Raw genomic sequence first — 22,827 nt, forward strand, 5'->3', positions numbered from 1 at the left:
TTGAACCAAAAGCGATCCACCGGGCCAAACCGCCCCCTACCGATTCGGTCCGCCCCTTGCCCGCACCGGATATTGGGGGGACATCTTTGGCGCTCTGCCAGATATTGGGGGGACATCTACGGGCCAATAGGGGGACAGCCAACATGTCCCCCATTACCATAATACCCGGATTTTGATCCGGAATCTGGGTGGTGAAAAACCGTCGCTTGACAGAATCGTAAAACTCAACGCTAATTCCGGCAGAACCAGAAAAAACGCCGGGAAAGGCGCAATGGGCAAAGAGCAGAGCAGAACCTTGCGCCCCGTTGGCCGGAATGCCGCGGCGCTGAAATACGATCTGATCACCGCGCTAGGCGCGCATGGATGCGCAGGCGACAAGCACCTGCAACGTCTGGTGTTGCGCCTGATCACGGTGATCGTCGCGCGCTACAACTGGCAAAGCGACGAATTGTCGGTGGGTCAGCGCGAGTTGGCGCAGTTGTGGTCCGTCGATGAACGCACGGTCAAACGCGAGATGGCGCGCCTGCGCGATCTGGGCTGGCTGGTGCAGCGCCGACCCGCCGCGCGGGGCAGGGTGGCGGTGCACGGCCTGGGTCTGGCGGCGATCCTGCAAGGAACCCAAGGCAGTTGGTCGAACATCGGCCCCGATTTCACCGCCCGCATGGCGCTGCCCGTCGACCCCCCCGCGGCCACCGGCAATGTGGTCAGCTTTCCCGTCCCCCCCCGGACCGAGGGGCAGGGCACCTGGGGGGCCGCGTTGCAGGATCTGCACCTTGGCCGCCCCGATCTGTGTTCGACATGGTTCGCCTCGCTGACGGTCGAGGCCGAGGAAGACGGGGTCTGGCATCTGCGGGCGCCCAGCCGCTTTCACGCCAGCTTTGTCACCACCCATCATCTGGCCGTGCTGGAGGCCGCGATGCGCAAGGTGGATCCGGGCGTGCGGGGCGTGGTGGTCCGGGCCTAGTTGAACCGCGCCAACAGCTCTTGCGCCCCACCGGCAAGATCGGCCATCGGTGCCGATGCATCGACCAGCACATAGGCCGCTTGCCCCTTTTCGAATGCGGCCAGGGCCTTGCCATCGCGCTGAAAGCTGCGCGGCGGCAAATCCGGCCCATCGACCGGCAATCCGGCCGAGAACAGCAGAATCTCGCCCATGGTCGGCGTGTCCAGCAGAATGGCAATGCCGGGTTGGCCGGCGTGCTGCACCACCTGAACCGTGCGGACACGCCAGTCGGGGGGCAGTGCGGGCACCGAAATGCCCAGCCGGGTTGCAAGCCCTGCCGGATCCACCGCAGAGGTATCTGGCAGGGTTCCCATGGCCTGGGCGATCGCAAGCGTCGCCTCGATCTCCAGCGCAGCGGCGATGGCAGAGGCCAGCGGATTGGGCCGGGGCATCAGGGCGTGGCCGGTCCAGCCAAGCGCAAAGATCGCAACCGCCGCCGCCACGGGCCAGACGCGGCGCAGGGCATGGCGACGGCCCATGCGGCGGCGCAACCGGACCGCCCCCGCCCGCATCGCCGGCGGGGCAGGGGCCAGCGGACCCGCCAGGGCCAGGCGCAAGCCTTCGGTGACGTGCAGATCGGCCATGACCCTGGCCGCCTGGTCGGGATGGCGGGCCAGCCAACCGGCGACCTCGCAACGCCGTGCCGGATCGAGCTGCCCTTCGACAAAGGCGGCAAGGTCGATTTCTGTCGGGGGGTCAGGCGGGGTCATCGCGCCCTCCTACAAGTTTCAGATGGGGGCGCCGGGTGCCGTCCTCGAAGGCGCGCAAGGCGGCGCGGGCACGACCGAGGCGGGACATCACGGTTCCGGCCGGAATGTCGAGAATGGCCGCCGTTTCAGAAATGCTCAATCCCTCGATGGCGATCAGGTGCAAGGACTCGCGCTGATCGCGGGGCAGGGACAGAAAGGCGGTGCGCAACTGGGCCAGCCGCGCGGCCTGTTCGCCGACCGGCTCGGCAAAGCCGGGGGTCAGATCGGCCCAGGCCTGATCGCGGGCCTGGGCGGCGCGGCGGCTGCGCCGTTGGTCGATCACATGGTGGCGCAGCACCGTCATCAGCCAGACCCGCAGATCGGCCTCGGGGCGGAAGGTGCCCGCCCGCTCCATCGCGCGGACCAGCGCGCCCTGGACCAGATCGTCGGCCTCGGCATCGTGCCGCACCAGAACCCGCGCATAGCGGCGCAGGCTGTCCAGATGCGGAAGGATGTCGAAGGGTGGTGTCATCTGGCCTGTTCAGGGTCCTGTGCGCGGTAGGCAGAGCCGTTTTCCCCGACCAGCGCGGCATTGCGTTCGCGCAGTCTTGCTGCGGCATCGTCATAAAGAAAGGGCAGAAATGCATAGCGGCGCCCGCGTGTCACCGTGCTGACCTTGTGCAGAAGCGAGCAGGAAAACACCACCGCCCCGCCCGGCGGCGCCTTGAAGCTGCGCGGCCCGTATTCGGGAAAGCTGACTTCGCCACCGTCGAAATCGTCGTTGAGATTGACCGAAACGGCAAAGCGGCGGTGCGCGGTGCCGCTGGTGGTGTTGTCGCGGTGGGCGCCGAAATGGCCGCCATCCTCGGCGGCATAGCAAGAGACGATATAGCGTTCCATCCGGGTGACGTGGAACTGGTGCACCTTGGCGATCTCGGGCACGACGCGGCGCACGAAGCGCGCTTGCAGTGCCGCGACCAGATCGCGGTCGGTGATGTCGTAGTCCTTGCGGCTTTTGTGGCTGCGGTCGCTGACGCCGACGGTGCGGCCATCGACCTCGCGCATGAAGCCGCTTTCGCTACCGCCATGCGCCTCGTAGAGGCCGATGAGATGCGTGCACAGCTCTGGCTCGAACACCCGTGGCAGCACCAGGATGGGGGCCTGAATCTCGAACCCCGCAAAACGGGCCGGGGGCGGCAGGGCATCAAGCAGCGCGACGAGCTCGGCGCCGCCGCTGGTTTCGGGGCGAAAGGGAAGGGTGGCGATCACCCGCATCGTCGGGTCGATCAGCAGCCAGAACCGCCGAAGCGCCAGCCGGTCTCCGGGGGTGGCATCGGGGGCGACGGCGCCGTATTGGCGCGCGACGCTCTGGTCGAAATCCCAGAACCAGCGATAGCCGGGCGTCCGGTTGGCCTGCCGCGTCTCGTCGGCCGGATCGTTGGTGACGGCGAAAAAGCTGGCGCGGTCGTCGTTGAACAGATCGGGCCGGGCGGCGACCGTGGCCAATGCCTCTTGTGCCAGCGGTTCGGCGGAACTGCCCAGGAAACACAGCACCAGATAGCGCCCCGCCGCCGAGTCGAAATTGTAGCGCGGGTTGCTTGGGCTGCGCTGGGTGAAAGATGGCGCCGGATCGCCAGGGCTGGGGATCGGGCGGGCCGTGGGCTGAACGGTCATCGGGATATCCGTCTTGTGCAAACTGGTATGGGATACGGAGCCATCGCCCTGAATCATCCCGCCGCTTGCGGATTTTTTGGCACCCTGCGTGCCCGGCGGCGGATTTCGACGGATCAGATTGTCGGCGGAACGGGCAGATTGACGCCACTCGCCCCATTGCCCCTGCCTGCGCATGGTGATCCTCTGCCAGCGACAGAATGGATTCGAGGAGGACCGTCATGCCCATCGGCGCAGATCTGCTGTGTGAAACCCTGCTGGCCAACGGCATCGACACATGTTTTGCCAATCCCGGCACGTCCGAGATGCATTTCGTGGCCGCCCTCGACCGCCAGCCGCGTATCCGCTGCGTTCTGGGCCTGTTCGAGGGGGTGGTGACGGGGGCTGCCGATGGCTATGCCCGTATGGCCGACCGCCCGGCGGCCACGCTGCTGCACACCGGCCCCGGATTGGCCAACGGTCTGGCCAATCTGCACAATGCGCGGCGCGCGCGGACGCCCATGGTGAATGTGGTGGGCGACCATGCCACCTATCATCTGGTGCATGATGCGCCCTTGACCAGCGACATCGACAGCCTGGCACGCCCGATGTCGCATTGGGTGGGCTGGGCCGAGAATGTCGAAACGATGGTGTCCAGCACCGAAGAGGCCATTCGCGCCGCCCATTCGGGGCAGGGGCAGGTGGCCACGCTGATCCTGCCTGCCGATGCGGCCTGGTCAGAGACCGAGGCGCCCCTGCCGCAAGCCATTGCGCTGCCGGTGCAATCCGCCCCCGATGCGGCCCGGATTGCCGAGGCGGTGGCCGCCTTGCGCAATGGCAAGGCCACGACGGTTCTGGTCGGCGGGCGTGCCCTGCGCAGCGCGTCGCTGGAACTGTTGCAGCGTATCGCCACCCGCACCGGCGCGCGCATCCTGGCCCAGCAGTCGAATGCGCGGGTCGAGCGCGGTACGGGCCGCGTGGCGATTGAACGGGTGCCCTATCCGGTGGACATGCAGCTTGCCACCTTTGCCCAGACCGAACAGGTGATCCTGATCGGGGCCAAGGCGCCGGTGGGGTTCTTTGCCTATCCGGGCAAACCGGGGTCGATGCTGCCCGAAGGCTGCCGCGTGATCGACATGACCGCCCCGGATGCCGACCTGCCCGCAGCGGTGCAGGCGCTGGCCGACGCGGTGGGGGCAGGGCGCGATATTCCGCTGGTGCTGAATGTCGCCGCGCGCCCCGACGCCCCGACCGGCGCGCTGACGGCAGAGAAATGCGCGGCCTCGGTGGCGCGGCACATGCCAGCCAATGCGATTGTCTGTGACGAGGCCGTCACCTCGGCGCGCAACATCTTTGGCATCACCCATGGCGCGGCGCCGCATGACTTTCTGCAACTGACCGGCGGGGCCATCGGCATCGGCCTGCCGATGGCGACGGGGGCGGCGATTGCCTGCCCGGATCGCAAGGTCATTGCCTTGCAGGCGGATGGCAGCGGAATGTACACGGTGCAGGCGCTGTGGACCATGGCGCGCGAGCGGACCGATGTGGTGGTGGTCGTCTATGCCAACCGGCGCTACAATATCCTGCATGGCGAGTTGAAGGCGGTGGGCGCCGGTCAACCGGGCGAGAATGCGCGGCGGATGCTGGATCTGGACAATCCGCATCTGGATTGGGTGCGCATGGCCGAAGGCATGGGGGTCGAGGCCGCGCGCGCCGAGACCGCCGAAGTGTTCGACGACCTGTTCCGCGCGGCCTGCGCCTCGCGCGGGCCGTTCCTGATCGAAGCCGTGATCTGAGGAGGCGCCGATGATCCGCCGGGTTCCCCATGCCAGCCACTGGGGCAGCTATACCGTTCTGGTCGACGGCGACCGGATCATCGGGGTAGAGCCGCTGCCGCAGGATCCGGCGCCATCACCGATCATCCAGTCGGTCATGGACTGGGCGAAACCCGACCGCCGCGTGCTGCGTCCGATGGTGCGCAAGGGCTGGCTGGCCGGGCAGCGCGAGGGGCGGGGCAGCGACGGGTTTTCCGCCGTGCCCTGGGACGAGGCGCTGGACATGGTGGCCGGCGAAATCACCCGCGTCGCCCGCGATCATGGCAATGCCTCGATCTTTGCCGGCAGCTATGGCTGGACAAGCTGTGGCCGGTTCCACCATGCGCCCTCGCTGCTCAAGCGGCTGCTCAATCTGGTCGGCGGCTATACCGGGCATGTCGATACCTATTCCATCGCTGCGGGGCCGGTGATCCTGCGGCATGTTCTGGGCGATGATGCGGCCTGCGGCGGCTATGCCAATTCGCTGGACAGTATCGTGGACCATAGCGAGACCCTGGTGGTCTTCGGGGCGCTGTCGCCGCGCACCGCCCAGACCGAGGCGGGCGGGCTGGGCACGCATGGGCTCGAAGGGCATCTGCGCCAGATCGCGGCCAGCGGCAAGCGGGTGATCCTGATTTCGCCGCTGCGCGACGACCTGCCCGACTGGATGCCCTGTGAGTGGTGGCCGATCCGCCCCAACACCGATACGGCGCTGCTGCTGGGCATCGCGGGCGAGATTCTGGCCGCCGGGCGCGAGGATCGCGCATTTCTTGAGCGTTGTACCAGCGGGGCCGACCGCTGGCTGGCCTATCTGCGCGGGCAGACCGATGGGGTGGCCAAAACCGCCGACTGGGCCGCCGGGCTGTGCGGCGTGCCCGCCGGACATATCCGCGATCTGGCGGCTGCGATGACCGCGACGCGCACGATGATGACCCTGAGTTGGAGCCTGCAACGCGCCCGCCACGGCGAACAGCCCTATTGGGCGGCGCTGGGTCTGGCGGCGCTGGCAGGCCAGATCGGGCTGCCCGGTGGCGGGGTCGGCTATGGCTATGGATCCCTGGGCGGGATGGGGGTGCATCTGAGCACCGGCAAATCGCCCGCCATCTCGCAAGGCGCCAAGGCGATCGACAGTTTCATCCCGGTGGCGCGCATTGCCGACATGCTGCTGAACCCCGGCGCCGAATTCACCTATTCCGGCGAGACGCGGAGCTACCCGGATGTGCGGATGGTCTATTGGGCGGGGGGCAACCCCTATCACCATCATCAGGATCTGAACCGGCTGCAAGCGGCCTGGGCGCGGCCCGACACCATCGTGGTGCAGGATCCGATGTTCACCGCCACGGCGCGGCGGGCCGATATCGTGCTGCCTGCCACCACCTCGCTGGAACGCAACGATCTGGCGGGCAACAAGCGGTCCGATCTGGTGGTCGCCATGCACAAGGCGATAGAGCCTGTGGGGCAGTCCCGATCGGATTTCGACATCTTCAATGCGCTGGCCGGGCGGCTGGGCGTGGCCGCCGCATTCAACGAAGGGCGCGACGAAATGGGCTGGCTGCGCCACATCTATGCCGAAAGCCGTGCCGCCGCTGCCGCGCAGGGGCACGAAATGCCCGAGTTTGACAGTTTCTGGCAGCGCGGCTTTGCCGAGGTTCCGCTCAAGCACCAGCACACCTATCTGGCGAAGTTCCGCGCCGATCCGGCGGCACGGCCGCTGGCCACCGAAAGCGGCCGGATCGTGCTGGGCAGCGAGACGCTGGACCGGCTCGCGCTGGACGATTGCCCGGCGGTGCCCAGTTGGCTGCCCCCTGGCGAATGGCTGGGCGAGGCCGGGCCGGACGAGTTGCACCTGATGTCGCACCAGCCCAACGGGCGGTTGCACAGCCAGCTTGAAACCGCCGCCGCCAGCCTTGCCGACAAGCGGGCGGGGCGCGAACAGGCCCGGATGCACCCGTCCGAGGCCACCGCGCGCGGGATCGCCGATGGTCAGCCGGTGCGGCTGTGGAACGCGCGCGGCGCCTGTCTGGCCACCGCGACCCTCTGCGACCGGGTGGCGCCCGGCGTGGTCGTGCTGCCGACCGGGGCATGGTTCACGCCGCAGGGCAACAGCGGGCTGGAGATTGCGGGCAACCCCAATGTGCTGACCCGCGATATCGGCAGCTCCGGCTTTGGGCAGGGGTGTTCGGCCCATACCTGCCTGGTGCGGATCGAACCCTGGCAGGGCAAGGCCGGGGATGCCATGGCCATCTATGATGCCGAACTGGCTGCGCTGACGGCCTGAAACCCCTGCGGGAGGAGACCCGATGACCCATGCGATCAGCCGCTTTGCGGTGCCGAAACTGGCCGACATGCCCGAAGATATCCGCGCCCGGATCGAGGCGGTGCAGGAAAAATCGGGGTTCATCCCCAATGTCTTTCTGGCGCTGGCGCATCGGCCCGACGAATTCCGTGCCTTCTTTGCCTATCACGATGCGCTGATGGACAAGCCGGGACCGATCACCAAGGCCGAGCGCGAGATGATCGTGGTGGCCACCTCGGCGGCGAACCAGTGCCAGTATTGCGTCATCGCCCATGGCGCCATCCTGCGCATCCGCGCCAAGTCCCCACTGATTGCCGATCAGGTGGCTGCCAACTATCGCAAGGCCGACCTGACGCCCCGGCAAAAGGCGATGCTGGACTTTGCCATGAAGGTTTCGCTCCGCGCGCAAGAGGTCGATGACCAGGATTTCGCCGCGCTTCATGCCCATGGGTTCAGCGACGACGACATCTGGGACATCACCAGCATCGCCGCCTTCTTTGCCCTTTCGAACCGGGTGGCCAATGTCAGCGCAATGCGGCCCAATGCAGAGTTCTATGCCATGGGGCGCTGACGCGCGGGGCTTTGGCGGGCTTGCGGATGTGTTGACGCGGGCCTGAGGCGTTGCCGGTGGGGTTCGCCCCCCGGCGCCCGGTCGATGCGGGTCTTGGTCTTTTGCGCTGACGTGGGCTCCCCGCCGGGGGTGCGGCGAGGAGGGGGGATCAGACCCGTTCGACGGCGATGGCGATGCCCTGGCCGACGCCGATGCACATGGTGGCCAGGGCGCGTTTGCCGCCGGTCAGCGCCAGTTGCAGCGCGGCGGTGCCGGTGATGCGGGCGCCCGACATGCCCAGCGGATGCCCCAGCGCGATGGCGCCGCCGTTGGGGTTCACCCGCGGGTCATCGTCGGCGATGCCCAGCAGGCGCAGGCTGGCCAGGCCCTGGCTGGCAAAGGCCTCGTTCAGCTCGATCACGTCGAAATCGGCCTGGGTCAGGCCCAGCCGCGCCATCAGCTTCTGGCTGGCGGGGGCCGGGCCGATGCCCGTGATGCGCGGCTCCACCCCGGCCGCCGCCCCGCCCAGCACGCGGGCGATGGGGGTCAGGCCGTGCCGTGCCGCCGCCTCGGCGCTGGCCAGGATCAGGGCCGCCGCGCCATCATTGACGCCCGAGGCATTGCCGGCCGTGACCGTGCCGCCCTTGCGAAAGGGGGTGCCGAGCCGGGCCAGCGCCTCGATCGTGGTGGCGCGGGGGTGTTCGTCGCGCGCGACCACCAGCGGATCGCCCTTGCGCTGGGGGATCTCGACCGGGGTGATCTCGCGGTCGAGGCGGCCATTGGCCTGGGCCGCCGAGGCCTTGTCCTGGCTGCGCAGGGCAAAGGCATCCTGATCGGCGCGGCTGATCCGATAGTCCTCGGCGACATTTTCGCCTGTCTCGGGCATCGAGTCGATGCCGTATTGCGCCTTCATCAGCGGGTTGACGAAGCGCCAGCCGATGGTGGTGTCGTGGATCTCGGCATGGCGGGAAAAGGCGCTGTCGGCCTTGGGCATGACAAAGGGGGCGCGGGACATGGATTCGACGCCGCCGGCGATCATCAGCTCGGCCTCGCCGGCCTTGATGGCGCGGGCGGCGGCCAGGATGGCATCCATCCCCGAGCCGCACAGCCGGTTGATCGTGGTGCCGGGAATGGCGATGGGCAGCCCGGCCAGCAGCAAGGCCATGCGCGCGACGTTGCGGTTGTCCTCGCCCGCCTGGTTCGCACAGCCAAAGACCGCATCCTCCACCGCCGCCCAATCCACCCCCGGATTGCGCGCCATCAACGCCCGCAGCGGCACCGCCGCAAGATCATCCGTCCGAACCGTCGACAGCGTCCCGCCAAACCGACCGATCGGGGTCCGGATGTAGTCGCAGATGAATACGTCGCGCATGGCTCAGATCTCCGGGCAGATGAGGTCGGCAACCGCGCCATCGGCATGAAGCCGCGCGCCGGTCAGGGATTGCAGGGTGTCGAAGGACAGGCTGGCAAGTTTTTCGCGCAGCACGAAGCGCCCTTCGGCGATGTCGATCACGGCAAGCGAGGTATAGACGCGGGTCACGCATCCAACCCCGGTCAGCGGCAGGGTGCAGCGTTCCAGCAGTTTCGGCGCGCCGTCCTTGGTGACATGATCGGTCAGCACCGCCACACGTTTGGCGCCATGCACCAGATCCATTGCGCCCCCCACGGCGGGAACACCACGCGGGCCGGTTGACCAATTCGCCAGATCGCCGGTCTGGGCCACCTGATAAGCGCCTAGGATCGCCACATCCAGATGGCCGCCACGCACCATGGCAAAGCTGTCGGCATGGTGAAAGAACGCGGCGCCGGGGTTCAGCGTGACAGCCTTTTTCCCGGCATTGATCAGATCCCAGTCCTCGGCCCCCTTGGGCGGGGCCTCGCCAAAGTTCAGGATGCCGTTCTCGGTGTGAAAGATCGCCTGCCGGCCGGGTGGCTGATATTGGGCGACACGTTCGGGAAGGCCGATGCCCAGGTTGACATAGGCGCCATCGGCGATGTCCTGCGCGGCGCGCCAGGCGATTTGCGAGTTGCTCAGACGGTCCATTCCTCAGCCCTCCAGCGGATAGGCGGCATTGGCGCGGTTCAGGTCTTCTTCCTGATGCGGGTGGGGGATTTCGACGATGTGCTGCACGAAGATCCCCGGCGTGATGACGGTTTCGGGGTCAATATCGCCGGGGGCCACGATGCGGGTGGCCTGCACCACCGCCACGCTGGCGGCCATGCACATCAGCGGGCCGAAATTGCGCGCCGCGGCGCGATAGGTCAGGTTGCCGTGGGTGTCGGCGGTTTCAGCCTTGACCAGCGCGTAATCGGCCTTGAGCCAGCGTTCCTGAACATAGGGGCGGCCCTCGAATTCGGCGACCGGCTTGCCATCGGCCAGATCGGTGCCATAGCTGGTCGGCGTATAGAAAGCGGGGATCCCTGCACCACCTGCACGGATGCGTTCGGCCAGCGTACCTTGTGGCACCAGTTCCAGTTCGATCTGTCCAGCCAGATAGAGCTGTGTAAAGACCACCGGATCGGCGGATCGGGGGAACGAGCACACAAGCTTGCGCACCATTCCCGCCTCGATCAGCGCGGCCAGCCCGACATGGCCGTTGCCTGCATTATTGTTCACGACCACCAGGTCGCGCGGATGGCCAGTGGCGCGGTAGCGGTCGATCAATGCATGGATCAGTTCGATCGGGGAGCCGGCGCCGCCGAAGCCACCGATCATCACCGTCATGCCGTCCTGAATGCCCGCCACGGCCCTGGCAAGGTCGGGAACCCGTTTGTCCATCTGCACCCCCTTTTGGTCGTGGTCAGGGATAGGCAGATCGAGGGGTTCCGTAAATCGGTGTTGTGCGATATGCTGCATTTGTTGACATATCGCACAGAATGACATGACGATCCCGGAACGTGACATCATGAGCGGGCTGGCCAAGGGCCTGGGGGTGATCGAATCTTTCCACGCCGATCAGCCACGGCAGACCATTGCCAGCGTGGCCAGCGCCACGGGGCTGGACCGGGCGACGGCGCGGCGTTGTCTGCTGACCCTGGCGCAGCAGGGGTATGCAGAGTGGGACGGCAAGTTCTTTACCCTCACGCCACGGGTGCTGCGATTGGGCACCGCCTGTCTGGCCACCATGCCGTTGCCGCAGATCGTGCAGCCGTTGCTGGACCGGCTGTCGGATGCCATCGGGGAAAGCTCGTCCGTCTGCATTCTAGATGGGGCGGATATCGTCTATGTTGCGCGGGCCGCTCAGACCAAGGTGATGTCGATTGCCCTGATGCCGGGATCGCGGCTGCCGTCGCATTGCACCAGTACGGGGCGCGTGCTGTTGGCCGCGCGCCCGGAACCGGAGGCGCGGGCGATGCTGGGGCCGGGGCCGTTGGTGCCGCGCACGCCGCGCACGCTGACCGACCCGGAGGACGTGCTGGCAGAGCTGGGCCGCATCCGCGCGCGGGGTCATGCCATCATAGATCAGGAGGTCGAACTGGGGCTGCGGTCGATTGCGGTGCCGCTGATGGATTCGCATGGTCGTGTTGTGGCGGCGGCCAATGTGGGTGTCGCGGCCGGGCGTGCCAGCCTGGACGACTTGCGGCCGCGGTACCTGCCGGGCCTGCTGGATGTGCAGGCCGATCTGCGCCGCCTGTTGCGCTGAGCGGCTAGCCGGTCCGGTCGCGGAGCTGGTTCAGCGGGCCGCGAAAGGTCTGGATCATCAGCCCAAGCGCGTGCCGGGCAAAAATCCTGGGCGGGGTGGTGGCGGGCCAGAGACGGGCACCGTCTGCGGGGTCGATCATGGTGCGGGCCAATGCCTGCCCCAGCGCCGCAGAGGTGGGCACGCCGCGCCCCGACCAGCCGGTCAGGCCCCACAGTCCGTCATCCAGGCGCTGGATCGAGGGCATCTGGTCCATTGCCATGCTGATCCGGCCGGTCCAGAGGTGATCCCATGTCAGCCCTTGCAGCACCGGCCAGCGGGCGGCCAGGCGGCGGGTCAAACGGGCCGCCGTCACCTCGGCATTGCGGCCCCGCCGCAACTCGACCAGCCCGCCCCCGATGATGCGGCCCGCCGTGTCGATGCGAAAGAACATCGGATCGTGCCGGGTTTCGCCAAAGTTGGTGCCGCCAGGCAGCACCTGGCGCCGTTCCTCGGGCGTCAGGGGGCGGCTGGCCAGGCCATAGGCGGTCAGCGGAAAGACTGTCCGGCGCAGCGTCGCCGGGATGGCAGCCGTGGCGTAGATATCGGTGGTAAGCCCGACCGCTTGTGCCGAAATCTCGCCCAGCGGGATCGAGACGATCCATCGTCCGTTGTCCCGCCGCAGGCCGGTCATCGGTGTGCCGGTATGCACCTTGACGCCCAGCGACTGCGCCGCCCGTGCCAGGCCGCGCACATAGGCCAGCGGGTTGAGGTGGCCGCCATCGCGGTGGATCCAGCCGCCTAGATAATCCCGCGTTCCGGCCCAGTCTGCGACGCCGTCGCGGTCCAGATAGCCACCTGCCTTGCCCCAACGGGCATAGCGGGCGTGCGTGGCGCGCGTTGTCTCCAGCGTTCGGGGTGTGTGTGCCGCGGTCAGCGTGCCGTTCTGCACCGCCTCGCAGGCAATGTCGAAACGCCGGATTGTATCGAACACCCCGGCGCCGGAGTTCAGCAACAGCTCGAACCCTTCGGGCGGCAGGCGTTCGGGGTCCAGATACCGATAGACCGGAATGCACTGCCCATGATTGCGGCCCGATCCGCCAAAGCCCAGTTCCTGCGCGTCGATCACCATCACGCGCGCGCCGCGTTCGGCCAGGGCGATGGCGGCCAGCAACCCCCCATAGCCTGCGCCGACCAGAACGTGATCCGTCACCCAGGCGCCGCGCAGAACGGGTGTTTCAGGGGCCGGAGGCGCGGTCAGCGCATAAGGCGGCATGGGAGAGATCGCTGTCATGGGGCAGGGCCCTGCTGCATCACCATATGTAATGCGCGGGCCAGCCGGTCGGCCCACAAGGCAATGTCGGCGGGGGTCTCAAGCTGATCGTTCGTCACCTCGAACCCACAGGCGGGTAGGCCGGTGCCGAAGCAATGACGGTCTATGGTGTAGATGCCGGCGTGCCCGGAATAGGGCTGGTTGTCCCCAAGCGTCAGCGAGGAGTCCTGTCGCAGGCTGTGCAGGATCGTGTCGGACATGGCGGGGCTTTCGTGCCAGATCGTGCCGCCGTCCCATGGTCGGCGCACCCCGCCGAACACCCGCGTACAGCTATGCAGGGCAAAGAAGAACGGCCGCGCGTGTCGGGCCATCTGCTGGCCCCAGATGTGGCCAACCCTGGCGTGATAGGGCCAGAACACTTGCTCTGCACGGGCGCTGCGCATCGCGGCTGGCAGGTCGAGGTTGCCGGGGATCGCCTCGCCATCGACATCGCTCAGGATCGAGCGGGGGTCTTCGAGCCAGCGGTTGACGTCGATCACAAGGCGGCTCACCGGACACAGGACGACCGGCACATCCAGCCGCTGCGCCAGCGCATGGGCAAGATCCGCGACGCCAAGGTCACAGAAATGGTGGGTGCTGCGCCAGTGCGGGGCCAGCCCCAGCGGCCCCAGCGCGTCTGGTATGGCGGTCCCTGCATGATCCACCACGATCAGGCCGGGCAGGTGGCCCTGCGGGTTCAGCACATCGGGCGTCATTCCGTACCGTCCTTGCGGTCGAGCTTGCGCAGATCCTCGATCCGGGCAAGCCGGGTGCGGGCCTCGTCGCGGATGCGGTGCGTGACGGCGGCCACCAGCGCCTCGACCTGCGCGGTGGCGACCACGCGGGAGCCGAATGGCGATGGCGAGGCATCGGGCGAGGTCAGCACCGCCTCCGCATGTTCCGCGATGGGCGAGCGCCAGGTATCGGTCAGCAGGCAGATGCGCGCACCGGCGGCACGGGCGGCGGCGGCAAAGGTCAGTAGTTCCGGCTGATACCGGCGATAGTCGAAGAACACGCACAGATCGCGGGGGCCGGCATCGACGAGCATGTCATAGGTGAAACCCACTTCCTGCTGGACCAGCACCACGCCGGGACGGATCTGGCCCAGTTGCATGGACAGACGGCGGGCCAGAACCTGACTGTAGCGCCCGCCCAGCACTTTTACCGACAGGCGCGGATCGGCGAGCAGATCCGCGATCATGTCGAATTCGCCCACCACCGCCTGCGCGGCGGCGGCGCGCAGTGCGGCTGCCTGCATCAGCAAGGTGCGGTGATAGATGTGGTCGCTGCTGGCAGCATCATCCTGTTGCCCCAGCTTGTGCAGAGGCGATCCCATATGGCGTTCGACATCGGCCACCACTGCGGCCTGAAAATCGGCAAAGCGGGGAAAGCCGATCCGGGCCAGAAACCGCAGCACTGTCGGCGCGCTGACCGAGGCCCGCTGCGCCAGGGCGCCCACGGTACCCAGCGCGCGCACGGGATACCCCTCCAGGATGACCGAAGCCACCTTGCGCTCGGCGGCCGAACTGGCGCCGTCACGGATCTTCGGGATGAGATTTTTATCCGGGGCCATGTAATGAATGTTAGATATTGACGTGTGACGCGAAGGTTTGCACCATTTGATACATAGATCAATCCCGGAATCGGTGCGCCCAGACGGGTAGGAATGACCGATCAGACCGACAGGAAGGGCAAAAGATGACCAAGACGGCATTCCTCCTCTGCACCGCATTGGCGGCGCTGCCCTTGGCCGCGCAGGCCGAGCGCGGGGCCGATGGCGACCTGCGGATCCACTACTGGCAGGTGGCGACCCATCTGAACCCCTATCTCTCCGGCATCGCCAAAGAGGTCGAGGCGGCGTCGCTGGTGCTGGAACCGTTGGCGCGGTTCGACGAAAAAGGTGCTCTGGTGCCCTGGCTGGCAGAGAGCATTCCCACGGTGGAAAATGGCGGCCTGGCTGCCGACATGCGCAAGATCACCTGGAAACTGCGCGAGGGGCTGCTGTGGTCCGATGGCAGCGCGGTGACGGCCGAGGATGCTGTCTTTACCTGGGGGTATTGTACGCATCCGAATGCGGGATGCGCCGCATTGGCGATGTTCGACGGCGTGACCGATGTGGTGGCAGTCGATGACCGTACCATCGAGATCAGCTTTGCCGAACCGAAGCCCTATCCCTATGTGCCCTTTGTCAGTTCGACCGCGCCCATCCTGCAAGCCGCGCAGTTCAAGGATTGCACCGGCGAACGCATGGCGCAATGCACCGAGCAGAATTTCAGGCCCATCGGAACCGGGCCCTACAAGGTGGACGAGTTTCTGACGAACGACATCGCGGTCTATTCGATCAATCCGCATTTCCGCTTTGCGGACAAGCCGCATTTCGCCAACGTGTCGATCAAGGGCGGGGGCGACCCGGCAGGCGCGGCACGGGCGGTGCTGGAAACCGGCGAAGTCGATTACGCCTGGAACCTGCAAATCGCCCCCGATGTGCTGGCAGCGATGGCGGGGCGTGGCATTGGGGATCCGGTGGTCGATTATGGCGCGGCGGTCGAGTTCCTGTTCTTCAACCTGACCAACCCGGACCCGGCCCTGGGCGAGGCGCGCTCGACCGTTCAGGGCGGCGATCATCCGATCCTGGGCGATATCCGTGTGCGGCAGGCGCTGTCGATGGCAATCGACCGCACCGAACTGGCAGAGGTGCTGTATGGCGATCTCGGGCGCCCGACCTGCAATGTGGTTCCGGCCCCCGAGCTTTATGCCTCGACGACGACCGCTGGCTGCGAGGTGGCCGATCCCGCCGGGGCGATGGCCCTGCTGGACGAGGCGGGCTGGACCGACACCGACGGTGATGGCATCCGCGACAAGGACGGCCGCAAGCTGTCGCTGTCGTTCACGACATCCACCAACAGCGTCCGGCAGGATACCCAGATGCTGATCCAGCAGTGGTGGTCGCAGATCGGCGTGCAGACAGAGCTGCGCAATGTCGCCGCCTCGGTCTATTTCGGGGGCGATGTCGGCAACCCGGACACGCGGCAGAAATTCTTTGCCGATGTGCAGATGTATACGGACAATTCCAAGGGGCAGGATCCCGAGGCATTTCTGGCGCGCTGGACCTGCAAGGGCATCCCCTCGCCTGCCAACCAGTGGCAGGGCAGCAATGTCCAGCGGTTCTGCGACCCGGCCTTTGACGCCCTGTCGGACCAGTTCCGGTCGGCTGCCAGTCTTGAAGACCGGGGGCGTATCTCGAAAGAGATGAATGATTTGCTGGTGAACTCGCAGTCCATCGCGCCGCTGATCCATCGCGGCAATGTCTCGGGCAAGGCCAAGACGCTGGCGGGGAACCGCATGAACAGCTGGGATAGCCAGATCTGGAACATCATGGACTGGCACAGGGCGAAATAGCTCCCCGCCCTGTCGTCCATCGCGCGGCCCGTCCGGTTTTCCGGGCGGGCCGTTTGCGTTTCGGGTCTGTCGGGCGCCCAAGGAACGGGCAATGCGCATCGGAACGCCTGTGCGTCGCACATTGTTTTGGGCCAGGGGGCGCCGCGCCCCTCGCAAGACTATTGCGAATCAGCGCCTCGCCGTGAAAGAGTTGCATCAAATGCAATCTAAGTTGCAAATAATGGAACAACAGGGCCGAATGTGACTGTTCTTGCCAATGCCGCCGCCATCCTGCGTTGCTTCAGTTCGGACTGCACCGAACTGACAGTGACCGATGTGGCCACCCGGCTGGACATGCCCAAGGCCAATGCCTCGCGCCTGATGAAGGCGATGCGCGAGGCGGGGCTGCTGGAAACCATCGGTGACAGCAAGCGTCACCGCCCAGGCCGTCTGTTGCTGGACATTTCGGCCGCGTTCCGGGGGTCGTCGCCGCTGATCCTCATGGCCGCGGATGTGGTGGGCCGGGTCAGCGCCGATTGCGGGCATACCGGCTATGTCTCTGTGCTGTCAGGGCGTGAGGTGACAGCCGTGACGGATACGCCGGGCTCCAACACCCTGCGCGTGGTGTCGAACCTGGGGCGACGCCTGTCGGCCCATGCGGCGGCGACGGGCCGCGCATTGCTGGCCCGGTTGCCTGATGCCGAGGTCCGCAAGCTGTTTCCCAGCGGTCTGCCGGGGGGACACACCAATGCGCCTGTCACGCTGGATGACCTGCTCGACCGTCTGCGCACCATCCGCGACCAGGGCTATGCCCTGTCGAACGAGGAAGCGACGCCGGGCGTCGATGCGATTTCCGTGGCGGTCAGTGACCCGCGCGCGGGTGAAACCGTGGCGCTGTGCGTCGTCTTTCCCGCCGCTGTGGTGGGCGAGGGCGAACGCACCGCCATTCTGCGCGGCCTGATGCGCGGCGCAGCCGAAATAGCGGCCCGAACCGGCGATCCGGTCGCGGCGCAACTGAGCGAAAGGATTCCGGCATGACCGCAACGGCGAACCGCTGGCGCGTGGGCTTTGACATCGGCGGCACCTTCACCGACTTCATCCTGTATGATGCGGCCGAGGGACAGGTGACGTTGCACAAGCACCTGACCACCCCGCACGACCCGTCGGTCGGTGCGCTCAAGGGGCTGTCCGAATTGCTCGCGCTGCGCGGCCTTGGCCATTCGGATGTGTCCGAGATGGTGCACGGCACCACGCTGGTCACCAATGCGGTGATCGAACGCAAGGGCGCCAGGCTGGGCCTGATCACCACGCAGGGGTTCCGTGACCTGCTGGAGATGGGCACGGAACAGCGGTATGACATCTACGATCTGTTCGTACAGTTCCCCGAGCCGCTGGCCCGCCGCGATCTGCGGCTGGAAGTGGCCGAACGGATCGACGCCAATGGCCGCGTCCTGACCGCGCTAGACGAAGGCGCCGTGCGCGCTGCCGGACAGGCCATGCTGGACGCTGGCTGCGAGGCGGTGGCGGTGGTGTTCCTGCACAGCTACGCCAACGCGGTGCATGAACAGCGCGCGGCAGAGATCCTGCGCAGCGAATTCCCGGAACTGGCGGTGTCGATCTCCTCGGAAGTTGTAGCTGAACTGGGCGAATACCAGCGTACCGTCACCACCTGCGCCAATGCCTATGTGCAGCCGCTGATGGGCCGCTATCTGCGCAAGCTGGAAAACAGCCTGCGGGGCGCCGGGTTTGCCGGGCCGCTGCGGCTGATGCATTCGGCGGGCGGTCTGGTGTCGCTGGACTCCGCCCGCGCCCTGCCGATCCGTTTGCTGGAAAGCGGCCCGGCGGGCGGCGGTCTTGCCACGGCGCTGTTTGCCGAAGGCGCGGGGCGCAAGGATGTGATTTCCTTTGACATGGGCGGCACCACGGCCAAGGCCTGCATGATCGAGAATGGCCATATCGAGATCGCCCCGATGATGGAGGCGGCGCGCGTCCACCGTTTCACCAAGGGATCGGGCCTGCCGATCAAGGCGCCCGTGATCGAGATGATCGAGATCGGCGCGGGTGGCGGGTCGGTCGCGCAGATCGACTCGGTCGGGCTGCTGAAGGTGGGGCCGGAAAGCGCATCGTCCGATCCTGGCCCGGCCTGCTATGGCATGGGCGGGCACGAGGCAACGGTGACGGATGCCAACCTTGTGCTGGGTTACTACGACCCCGGCTTCTTCCTTGGTGGCCGGATGAAGCTGGACCTGCCCGCTGCGCGCGCCGCGATCGGCCGGCTGGGCGCCCCGCTGGGGCTGGGGGTCGAGCAAACCGCGCTGGGGATCCACAAGGTGGTGGTGGAAAACATGGCCGCCGCCGCCCGCGTCCATCTGGTGGAACGTGGCAACGATCCGCGCCATTATGCCATGGTCGGGTTCGGGGGCGCCGGTCCGGCCCATGCCGCCGATGTGGCGCGTGCGATGGGGATTTCCACGGTCATCATCCCGCCCGCGTCCGGTGCCGCCTCGGCGCTGGGGTTCCTGGCTGCGCCGCTGTCGCATGATGCGGCCCGCTCGATGCGGATCGCCCTAGCCGAGGGGATGGAGACGGGCGCCGTCAACGCCCTTTTGGACACGCTGGAGGCCGAGGGCCGCCGCCATCTGGCCGAGGCTGGGGTGAAACCGGCCGACATGACGGTGGATCGCACCGCCGACATGCGGCTGGTCGGGCAAATGCACGAAATCTCGGTGCCGCTGCCGTCCGGCGCGATTGGCGCTGACACGCTGCCCGAGATCCGCGCCGCCTTTACCCGCGTTTATGCCGCCCGCTACACCCAGCCGTTCGAAGGCGCGCGGATCGAGGCGGTGAACTTCCGCGTCCGCGTGGCCGGTCCGGTGCCGAAACTGTCACTGTCGGGGGCAGTCGGCGGCGCCGATCCGTCGTCGCGGATCAAGGGGCATCGTCAGGCGTGGTTCGATGGCGCCGATGATGTGACCACCCCGGTCTATGACCGCTATGCGCTGGAGGCCGGTGATACCATTGCAGGCCCCGCCATCGTCGAGGAGCGCGAGGCGACCACCATCATTGCCCCCGGCGACAGCATCACCGTGGACGGCGGGCTGAACCTGGTGATCACCGTGGCCGCCCCGCAGGCCGCCGAGGTGAAGGTCAGCGAAACCATGGACCGCGCCGCCGCCGTGGCGCGCATTCAGGGCGACCCGATCGGGCTGGAAATCATGTGGTCCCGGCTGGTCAATGTGGTCGAGGAGATGTGGCTGACCGTCTGCCGCACCGCCTTTTCGCTGGTTATTGCCGAAGCGCAGGATTTCGCCTGCGAACTGCTGGATCCCACGGGCGAAACGCTGGCCCACAGCCCCCGCGCCATGCCGGTGTTCAACCTGACGCTGCCCCGCGCGGTCAAGGCGCTGCTGGAACGCTACCCGGCCGACACGCTGAAACCGGGCGATGTGCTGATCACCAACGACCCCTGGCTGTGCGCCGGCCACCTGTTCGACATCGCCATCGTCACGCCTGCCTTCCACAACGGGCGTCTGGTCGGGCTGATGGGGACGGTGGGCCATGTGTCCGACATCGGCGGCACCAAGGATTCGCTGAAAGCCCGCGAGATCTATGAAGAGGGCCTGCAAATCCCGCCGATGAAGCTGTTCCACGCGGGCGAGGTGAACGAGGCGCTGAAAACCCTGATCCACGCCAATGTGCGCGGCGGCGAACAGGTCTGGGGCGACATCATGTCGTTCGTCGCTGCCAATGCGATTGGTGCCGAACGGCTGACGGCCTTCATGGACGATTACGGGATGCGCGATCTGGGCGCGCTGGCCGAGGTGGTGCAGGGCCTGTCGGAAAAGGCGATGCGCGATGCCATCCGGGCGCTGCCCGATGGGGAATACCGCTCGACCATTTCCAACAACCCGCTGGGCACCCGGCTGGATTATCCGGTCAAGATCACCATCGACGGCGACGCCATCGAGATCGACTTTGACGGTGCCCCGCCGCAACTGCCGCAAGGTGGCCTGAACTCGACCATGAACTACACGGCGGCCCATGCCACCTATCCGCTGAAATGCATGTTGACGCCCGGCGTGCGCGGCAATGCGGGCTGCTATCGCCCCTTCACGGTCAAGGCGCCCGAAGGCTCGATCCTGAATTGCGTTTATCCGGCCTCGGTCAACATCCGCACCCGGACGGGCTGGTATCTTGCGCCCAACATCTTCACCGCACTGGCCGAGGCGGCACCCGCACAGGTGCAGGCGTTTACCGGCCTTGCGGTGGCCAGTACCGTCTATGGCAAGGATCAGACCGGCGTCTTTTATGCCGACATGCTGTTCTGTGGCGGCGGTCAGGGCGGATCGGCGCGCGGCGACGGGCATTCGGCGCTGTTGTGGCCGACATCCGCCGCCAATACCTCGATCGAGCTGATGGAAAGCCGCGCCCCGGTGCTGGTCGAGGAAAAGACCTATCTGACCGACAGCGCAGGCCCCGGTCGCCATCGTGGCGGGTTTGGCCAGCGTGTGGTGTTCCGCAAGCGCGATGACGACGGCCAGACGATGCTGGCCTCGGCCTATCCCGAAGGTGTGAACAACCCGATCCCCGGCCTGTTCGGCGGCTTGCCGGGCCTTGGCGCGCGGGGCCGTGTGCTGGATCCGGCGGGCAATGTGCTGGTCGATTGCGGCACCGGCCAGCTTGTGGAACTGACCCACCCCGACCAGCGGGTCGAGATGGTTCTGGCCGGCGGCGCCGGATATGGCCCGCCGTCCGAACGAGACCCCGCAGCCGTGGCCCGCGATGTGGCGCTGGGGCTGATCAGCCCGGAACACGCCGCGCGGCACTATGACCCCGCTGCCGTTCCCACCCCGGCTGCCGACCCCGTTTCCTGACACCGAAAGACGGCCCGCCAAGGGCCGCCCCACCCCAACACGGAGAACGACCCATGACCCAGACCGATCTGTCCCGCATCTCGCGCCGGGGGCTTCTGGCCCTGTCGGGCGCGGGGCTTGCCGCCATGATGCTGCCCGAGGCCGCCTTTGCGCAGGGTCGCAAGATCCTTGTCATTGCCGCCGGTCAGGACATTCCGAACTTTGACCCGCATGTCGCCACCGGCTATTCCGCCAGCTTCTTCATGCGCAATGTCTATGACCCGCTGGTGCGCGTGGCCAACAACCCGCCCGAACCCGTGCCTGCGCTGGCCGAAAGCTGGGAGTCCTCGGCCGATGGCCTGACCTGGACCTTCAAGCTGAACCCGGCCGCCAAATTCCACAATGGCGATGCCGTGACCGCCGATGACGTGGTCTATTCGTTCGAGCGCGCGCTGCGGCTGGCCAAGGGCAATAGCTGGATGATCCGCGGTATCGTTCAGCCGGGCAAGGTGTCGGCGGTGGATGCCGCCACCGTGCAATTCGATCTGGCCGCGCCCTTTGCCGCCTTTCTGGCCGTGCTGCCCTGGATCTTCGTTGTGCAGAAATCGCAGATCGAGGCCAATCTGGGCGCCGATGACGGGCAGGCCTGGTTGCTGGCAAACACGGCAGGTTCCGGCCCCTTTGCGCTCAAACGCGCGCAGGCGGGGACGCTTTACGAACTGGAACGTCCGGCCGGTGCTTGGCAATCCGGTGCGGGCAACCTGACCGGCGTGATCTGGCAGATCATCCGCGAAACCGCCAGCCAGCGCCTGGCGCTGCAACGGGGCGAAGTGCATATCGCCGTCGATCTGACCTCCGAGGATATGGACAGCCTGAAGGACCGCCCCGGCGTGGTGCGCGTGATCGAGCCGGAATACCGCACCTTCTCGATCAAGATGAACACCGAACACGGGCCGCTGGCCGATGTGGAACTGCGCAAGGCGATCAGCTATGCGACCAACTATCAGGCCATTGCCGATGCGGCAGGCTATGCCGACCTGATGACCGGGCCGCTGCCCAACGGCATCATGGGCCACAACCCGGCGCTGGAGGTGTACCGGCTGAACCTGGAAAAGGCCAAGGAGCATCTGGCGAAATCTGCCCATCCCGATGGCGGCATCACCTTGAAGATGGTGCATGTCAACGGGCTGGAACAGCAACGCCGCTGGGCGCTGATCATGCTCGACAGCCTCAAGGCGCTGAACATCACTCTGGAAATCCAGCCGATGCTGTGGCCCGACATGGTCGCCGCGTGCCAGAAGCCGGAAACCTTCCCCGATCTGTTCCCGGTCTACCAGACCGCGAACTACGGCGACCCGGACAACATCGCCTTTGCCGCCTATCATTCGTCGCGCAACGGCGGCTGGCAGAACGCGGTATACAACAATCCCGAGGTGGACGCCTTGATCGAGGCAGGCCGCACCGAGATCGACGAGGCCAAGCGTGTCGAGATCTACGGCAAGATGCAGGAACTGATCGTGGCCGACGCGCCCGACCTGTTCGGCGTGCTGGAGCGGCGCAAACTGGGGATGCGGGCCGAGGTGCAGGGCTTTGTCTTTGCCCCCGTCGCGTCCAACGCCATCGAATGCAACGGCCTGTCCGTCTGACCTTACCACATGCCCC

Annotated in this window: 18 protein-coding genes; 9 read left to right on the top strand and 9 right to left on the bottom strand. The window is 66.7% G+C overall.

The annotated features are described in order from the left end of the window. Positions 1 to 271: 271 nt before the first annotated feature. Positions 272 to 964, top strand: coding sequence for a hypothetical protein (locus BW970_RS09975; protein ID WP_076530726.1), 693 nt, complete (start codon positions 272 to 274; stop codon positions 962 to 964). Here BW970_RS09975 and BW970_RS09980 read toward each other — a convergent pair. From BW970_RS09980 to BW970_RS09990, 3 genes are read right to left on the bottom strand one after another with little or no spacing between them, the layout of a single operon-like run. Continuing rightward, positions 961 to 1,713 (bottom strand): anti-sigma factor family protein, encoded by a 753-nt coding sequence (locus BW970_RS09980; protein ID WP_076530728.1) that lies wholly within the window; start codon positions 1,711 to 1,713, stop codon positions 961 to 963. The genes BW970_RS09975 and BW970_RS09980 overlap by 4 nt on opposite strands. After that, entirely contained in the window at positions 1,700 to 2,224 is a 525-nt protein-coding gene (locus tag BW970_RS09985) for a sigma-70 family RNA polymerase sigma factor (RefSeq protein WP_076530731.1), read from the bottom strand. The genes BW970_RS09980 and BW970_RS09985 overlap by 14 nt, the downstream gene beginning before the upstream one ends. Then, positions 2,221 to 3,366: a 2OG-Fe(II) oxygenase gene (locus tag BW970_RS09990; protein WP_076531109.1), complete on the bottom strand. Its 1,146-nt coding sequence runs from the start codon at positions 3,364 to 3,366 to the stop codon at positions 2,221 to 2,223. The genes BW970_RS09985 and BW970_RS09990 overlap by 4 nt, the downstream gene beginning before the upstream one ends. Positions 3,367 to 3,584: 218 nt before the next feature. Between BW970_RS09990 and BW970_RS09995 the strand changes: the two genes are divergently transcribed. From BW970_RS09995 to BW970_RS10005, 3 genes are read left to right on the top strand one after another with little or no spacing between them, the layout of a single operon-like run. Continuing rightward, a complete protein-coding gene (locus BW970_RS09995; protein ID WP_076530734.1) occupies positions 3,585 to 5,138 on the top strand; it encodes an acetolactate synthase large subunit in 1,554 nt (517 codons plus the stop codon). Between the two features lie 10 nt (positions 5,139 to 5,148). Next, positions 5,149 to 7,434 carry a molybdopterin-dependent oxidoreductase gene (locus BW970_RS10000; protein ID WP_076530737.1) on the top strand — a complete coding sequence of 762 codons (2,286 nt, stop codon included), beginning with the start codon at positions 5,149 to 5,151 and terminating at the stop codon, positions 7,432 to 7,434. Between the two features lie 22 nt (positions 7,435 to 7,456). Next, positions 7,457 to 8,023 carry a peroxidase-related enzyme gene (locus BW970_RS10005; RefSeq protein WP_076530740.1) on the top strand — a complete coding sequence of 189 codons (567 nt, stop codon included), beginning with the start codon at positions 7,457 to 7,459 and terminating at the stop codon, positions 8,021 to 8,023. A 148-nt stretch (positions 8,024 to 8,171) separates the two neighbouring features. On the opposite strand, the gene pcaF is transcribed toward BW970_RS10005, so the two are convergent. The 3 genes from pcaF to BW970_RS10020 are packed head-to-tail and all read right to left on the bottom strand — an operon-like array spanning position 8,172 to position 10,781. Next, the gene (gene pcaF, locus BW970_RS10010) at positions 8,172 to 9,374 is read right to left on the bottom strand and encodes a 3-oxoadipyl-CoA thiolase (RefSeq protein ID WP_076530743.1); all 1,203 of its coding nucleotides are present in this window, start codon (positions 9,372 to 9,374) and stop codon (positions 8,172 to 8,174) included. 3 nt (positions 9,375 to 9,377) lie between these two features. After that, complete coding sequence (locus BW970_RS10015) at positions 9,378 to 10,046, bottom strand: 3-oxoacid CoA-transferase subunit B (protein ID WP_076530745.1); 669 nt, start codon at positions 10,044 to 10,046, stop codon at positions 9,378 to 9,380. Positions 10,047 to 10,049: 3 nt separating this feature from the next. Further along, positions 10,050 to 10,781 (bottom strand): 3-oxoacid CoA-transferase subunit A, encoded by a 732-nt coding sequence (locus BW970_RS10020; protein ID WP_076530747.1) that lies wholly within the window; start codon positions 10,779 to 10,781, stop codon positions 10,050 to 10,052. Positions 10,782 to 10,884: 103 nt separating this feature from the next. On the opposite strand from BW970_RS10020, the gene BW970_RS10025 reads away from it, so the two are divergent. Then, a complete protein-coding gene (locus BW970_RS10025) occupies positions 10,885 to 11,646 on the top strand; it encodes an IclR family transcriptional regulator domain-containing protein (RefSeq protein WP_076530749.1) in 762 nt (253 codons plus the stop codon). A gap of 4 nt (positions 11,647 to 11,650) precedes the next feature. Here the strand turns inward: BW970_RS10025 and BW970_RS10030 are convergent, their stop codons facing one another. Genes BW970_RS10030 through BW970_RS10040 form a run of 3 tightly spaced genes read right to left on the bottom strand, consistent with a single transcriptional unit; the run spans position 11,651 to position 14,507 of the window. Continuing rightward, positions 11,651 to 12,916 carry an NAD(P)/FAD-dependent oxidoreductase gene (locus tag BW970_RS10030; RefSeq protein ID WP_076530751.1) on the bottom strand — a complete coding sequence of 422 codons (1,266 nt, stop codon included), beginning with the start codon at positions 12,914 to 12,916 and terminating at the stop codon, positions 11,651 to 11,653. After that, positions 12,913 to 13,650, bottom strand: coding sequence for an N-formylglutamate amidohydrolase (locus tag BW970_RS10035; protein WP_076530753.1), 738 nt, complete (start codon positions 13,648 to 13,650; stop codon positions 12,913 to 12,915). Before BW970_RS10035 ends, BW970_RS10030 begins: the two co-directional genes overlap by 4 nt. Next, complete coding sequence (locus BW970_RS10040) at positions 13,647 to 14,507, bottom strand: MurR/RpiR family transcriptional regulator (protein WP_076530755.1); 861 nt, start codon at positions 14,505 to 14,507, stop codon at positions 13,647 to 13,649. The genes BW970_RS10035 and BW970_RS10040 overlap by 4 nt, the downstream gene beginning before the upstream one ends. A gap of 125 nt (positions 14,508 to 14,632) precedes the next feature. On the opposite strand from BW970_RS10040, the gene BW970_RS10045 reads away from it, so the two are divergent. The 4 genes from BW970_RS10045 (at position 14,633) to BW970_RS10060 (ending at position 22,811) form a co-directional block, all read left to right on the top strand. Next, positions 14,633 to 16,333, top strand: a complete 1,701-nt coding sequence (locus BW970_RS10045; protein WP_076530757.1) for a peptide ABC transporter substrate-binding protein — start codon at positions 14,633 to 14,635, stop codon at positions 16,331 to 16,333. A 240-nt stretch (positions 16,334 to 16,573) separates the two neighbouring features. Beyond that, a complete protein-coding gene (locus BW970_RS10050; protein ID WP_076530759.1) occupies positions 16,574 to 17,350 on the top strand; it encodes an IclR family transcriptional regulator in 777 nt (258 codons plus the stop codon). Next, the gene (locus BW970_RS10055) at positions 17,347 to 21,186 is read left to right on the top strand and encodes a hydantoinase B/oxoprolinase family protein (RefSeq protein WP_076530761.1); all 3,840 of its coding nucleotides are present in this window, start codon (positions 17,347 to 17,349) and stop codon (positions 21,184 to 21,186) included. Before BW970_RS10050 ends, BW970_RS10055 begins: the two co-directional genes overlap by 4 nt. Before the next feature lie 53 nt (positions 21,187 to 21,239). After that, complete coding sequence (locus BW970_RS10060) at positions 21,240 to 22,811, top strand: ABC transporter substrate-binding protein (protein WP_076530763.1); 1,572 nt, start codon at positions 21,240 to 21,242, stop codon at positions 22,809 to 22,811. Positions 22,812 to 22,827 lie beyond the last annotated feature (16 nt).

Source organism: Gemmobacter megaterium (assembly GCF_900156815.1).
GTDB lineage: Bacteria > Pseudomonadota > Alphaproteobacteria > Rhodobacterales > Rhodobacteraceae > Wagnerdoeblera > Wagnerdoeblera megaterium.

Coding starts and splice junctions, on each gene's coding strand:
- BW970_RS09975 (WP_076530726.1), top strand. CDS start 272: ATGGGCAAAGAGCAGAGCAGAACCTTGCGCCCCGTTGGCCGGAATGCC.
- BW970_RS09980 (WP_076530728.1), bottom strand. CDS start 1,713: ATGACCCCGCCTGACCCCCCGACAGAAATCGACCTTGCCGCCTTTGTC.
- BW970_RS09985 (WP_076530731.1), bottom strand. CDS start 2,224: ATGACACCACCCTTCGACATCCTTCCGCATCTGGACAGCCTGCGCCGC.
- BW970_RS09990 (WP_076531109.1), bottom strand. CDS start 3,366: ATGACCGTTCAGCCCACGGCCCGCCCGATCCCCAGCCCTGGCGATCCG.
- BW970_RS09995 (WP_076530734.1), top strand. CDS start 3,585: ATGCCCATCGGCGCAGATCTGCTGTGTGAAACCCTGCTGGCCAACGGC.
- BW970_RS10000 (WP_076530737.1), top strand. CDS start 5,149: ATGATCCGCCGGGTTCCCCATGCCAGCCACTGGGGCAGCTATACCGTT.
- BW970_RS10005 (WP_076530740.1), top strand. CDS start 7,457: ATGACCCATGCGATCAGCCGCTTTGCGGTGCCGAAACTGGCCGACATG.
- pcaF (WP_076530743.1), bottom strand. CDS start 9,374: ATGCGCGACGTATTCATCTGCGACTACATCCGGACCCCGATCGGTCGG.
- BW970_RS10015 (WP_076530745.1), bottom strand. CDS start 10,046: ATGGACCGTCTGAGCAACTCGCAAATCGCCTGGCGCGCCGCGCAGGAC.
- BW970_RS10020 (WP_076530747.1), bottom strand. CDS start 10,781: ATGGACAAACGGGTTCCCGACCTTGCCAGGGCCGTGGCGGGCATTCAG.
- BW970_RS10025 (WP_076530749.1), top strand. CDS start 10,885: ATGACGATCCCGGAACGTGACATCATGAGCGGGCTGGCCAAGGGCCTG.
- BW970_RS10030 (WP_076530751.1), bottom strand. CDS start 12,916: ATGACAGCGATCTCTCCCATGCCGCCTTATGCGCTGACCGCGCCTCCG.
- BW970_RS10035 (WP_076530753.1), bottom strand. CDS start 13,650: ATGACGCCCGATGTGCTGAACCCGCAGGGCCACCTGCCCGGCCTGATC.
- BW970_RS10040 (WP_076530755.1), bottom strand. CDS start 14,507: ATGGCCCCGGATAAAAATCTCATCCCGAAGATCCGTGACGGCGCCAGT.
- BW970_RS10045 (WP_076530757.1), top strand. CDS start 14,633: ATGACCAAGACGGCATTCCTCCTCTGCACCGCATTGGCGGCGCTGCCC.
- BW970_RS10055 (WP_076530761.1), top strand. CDS start 17,347: ATGACCGCAACGGCGAACCGCTGGCGCGTGGGCTTTGACATCGGCGGC.
- BW970_RS10060 (WP_076530763.1), top strand. CDS start 21,240: ATGACCCAGACCGATCTGTCCCGCATCTCGCGCCGGGGGCTTCTGGCC.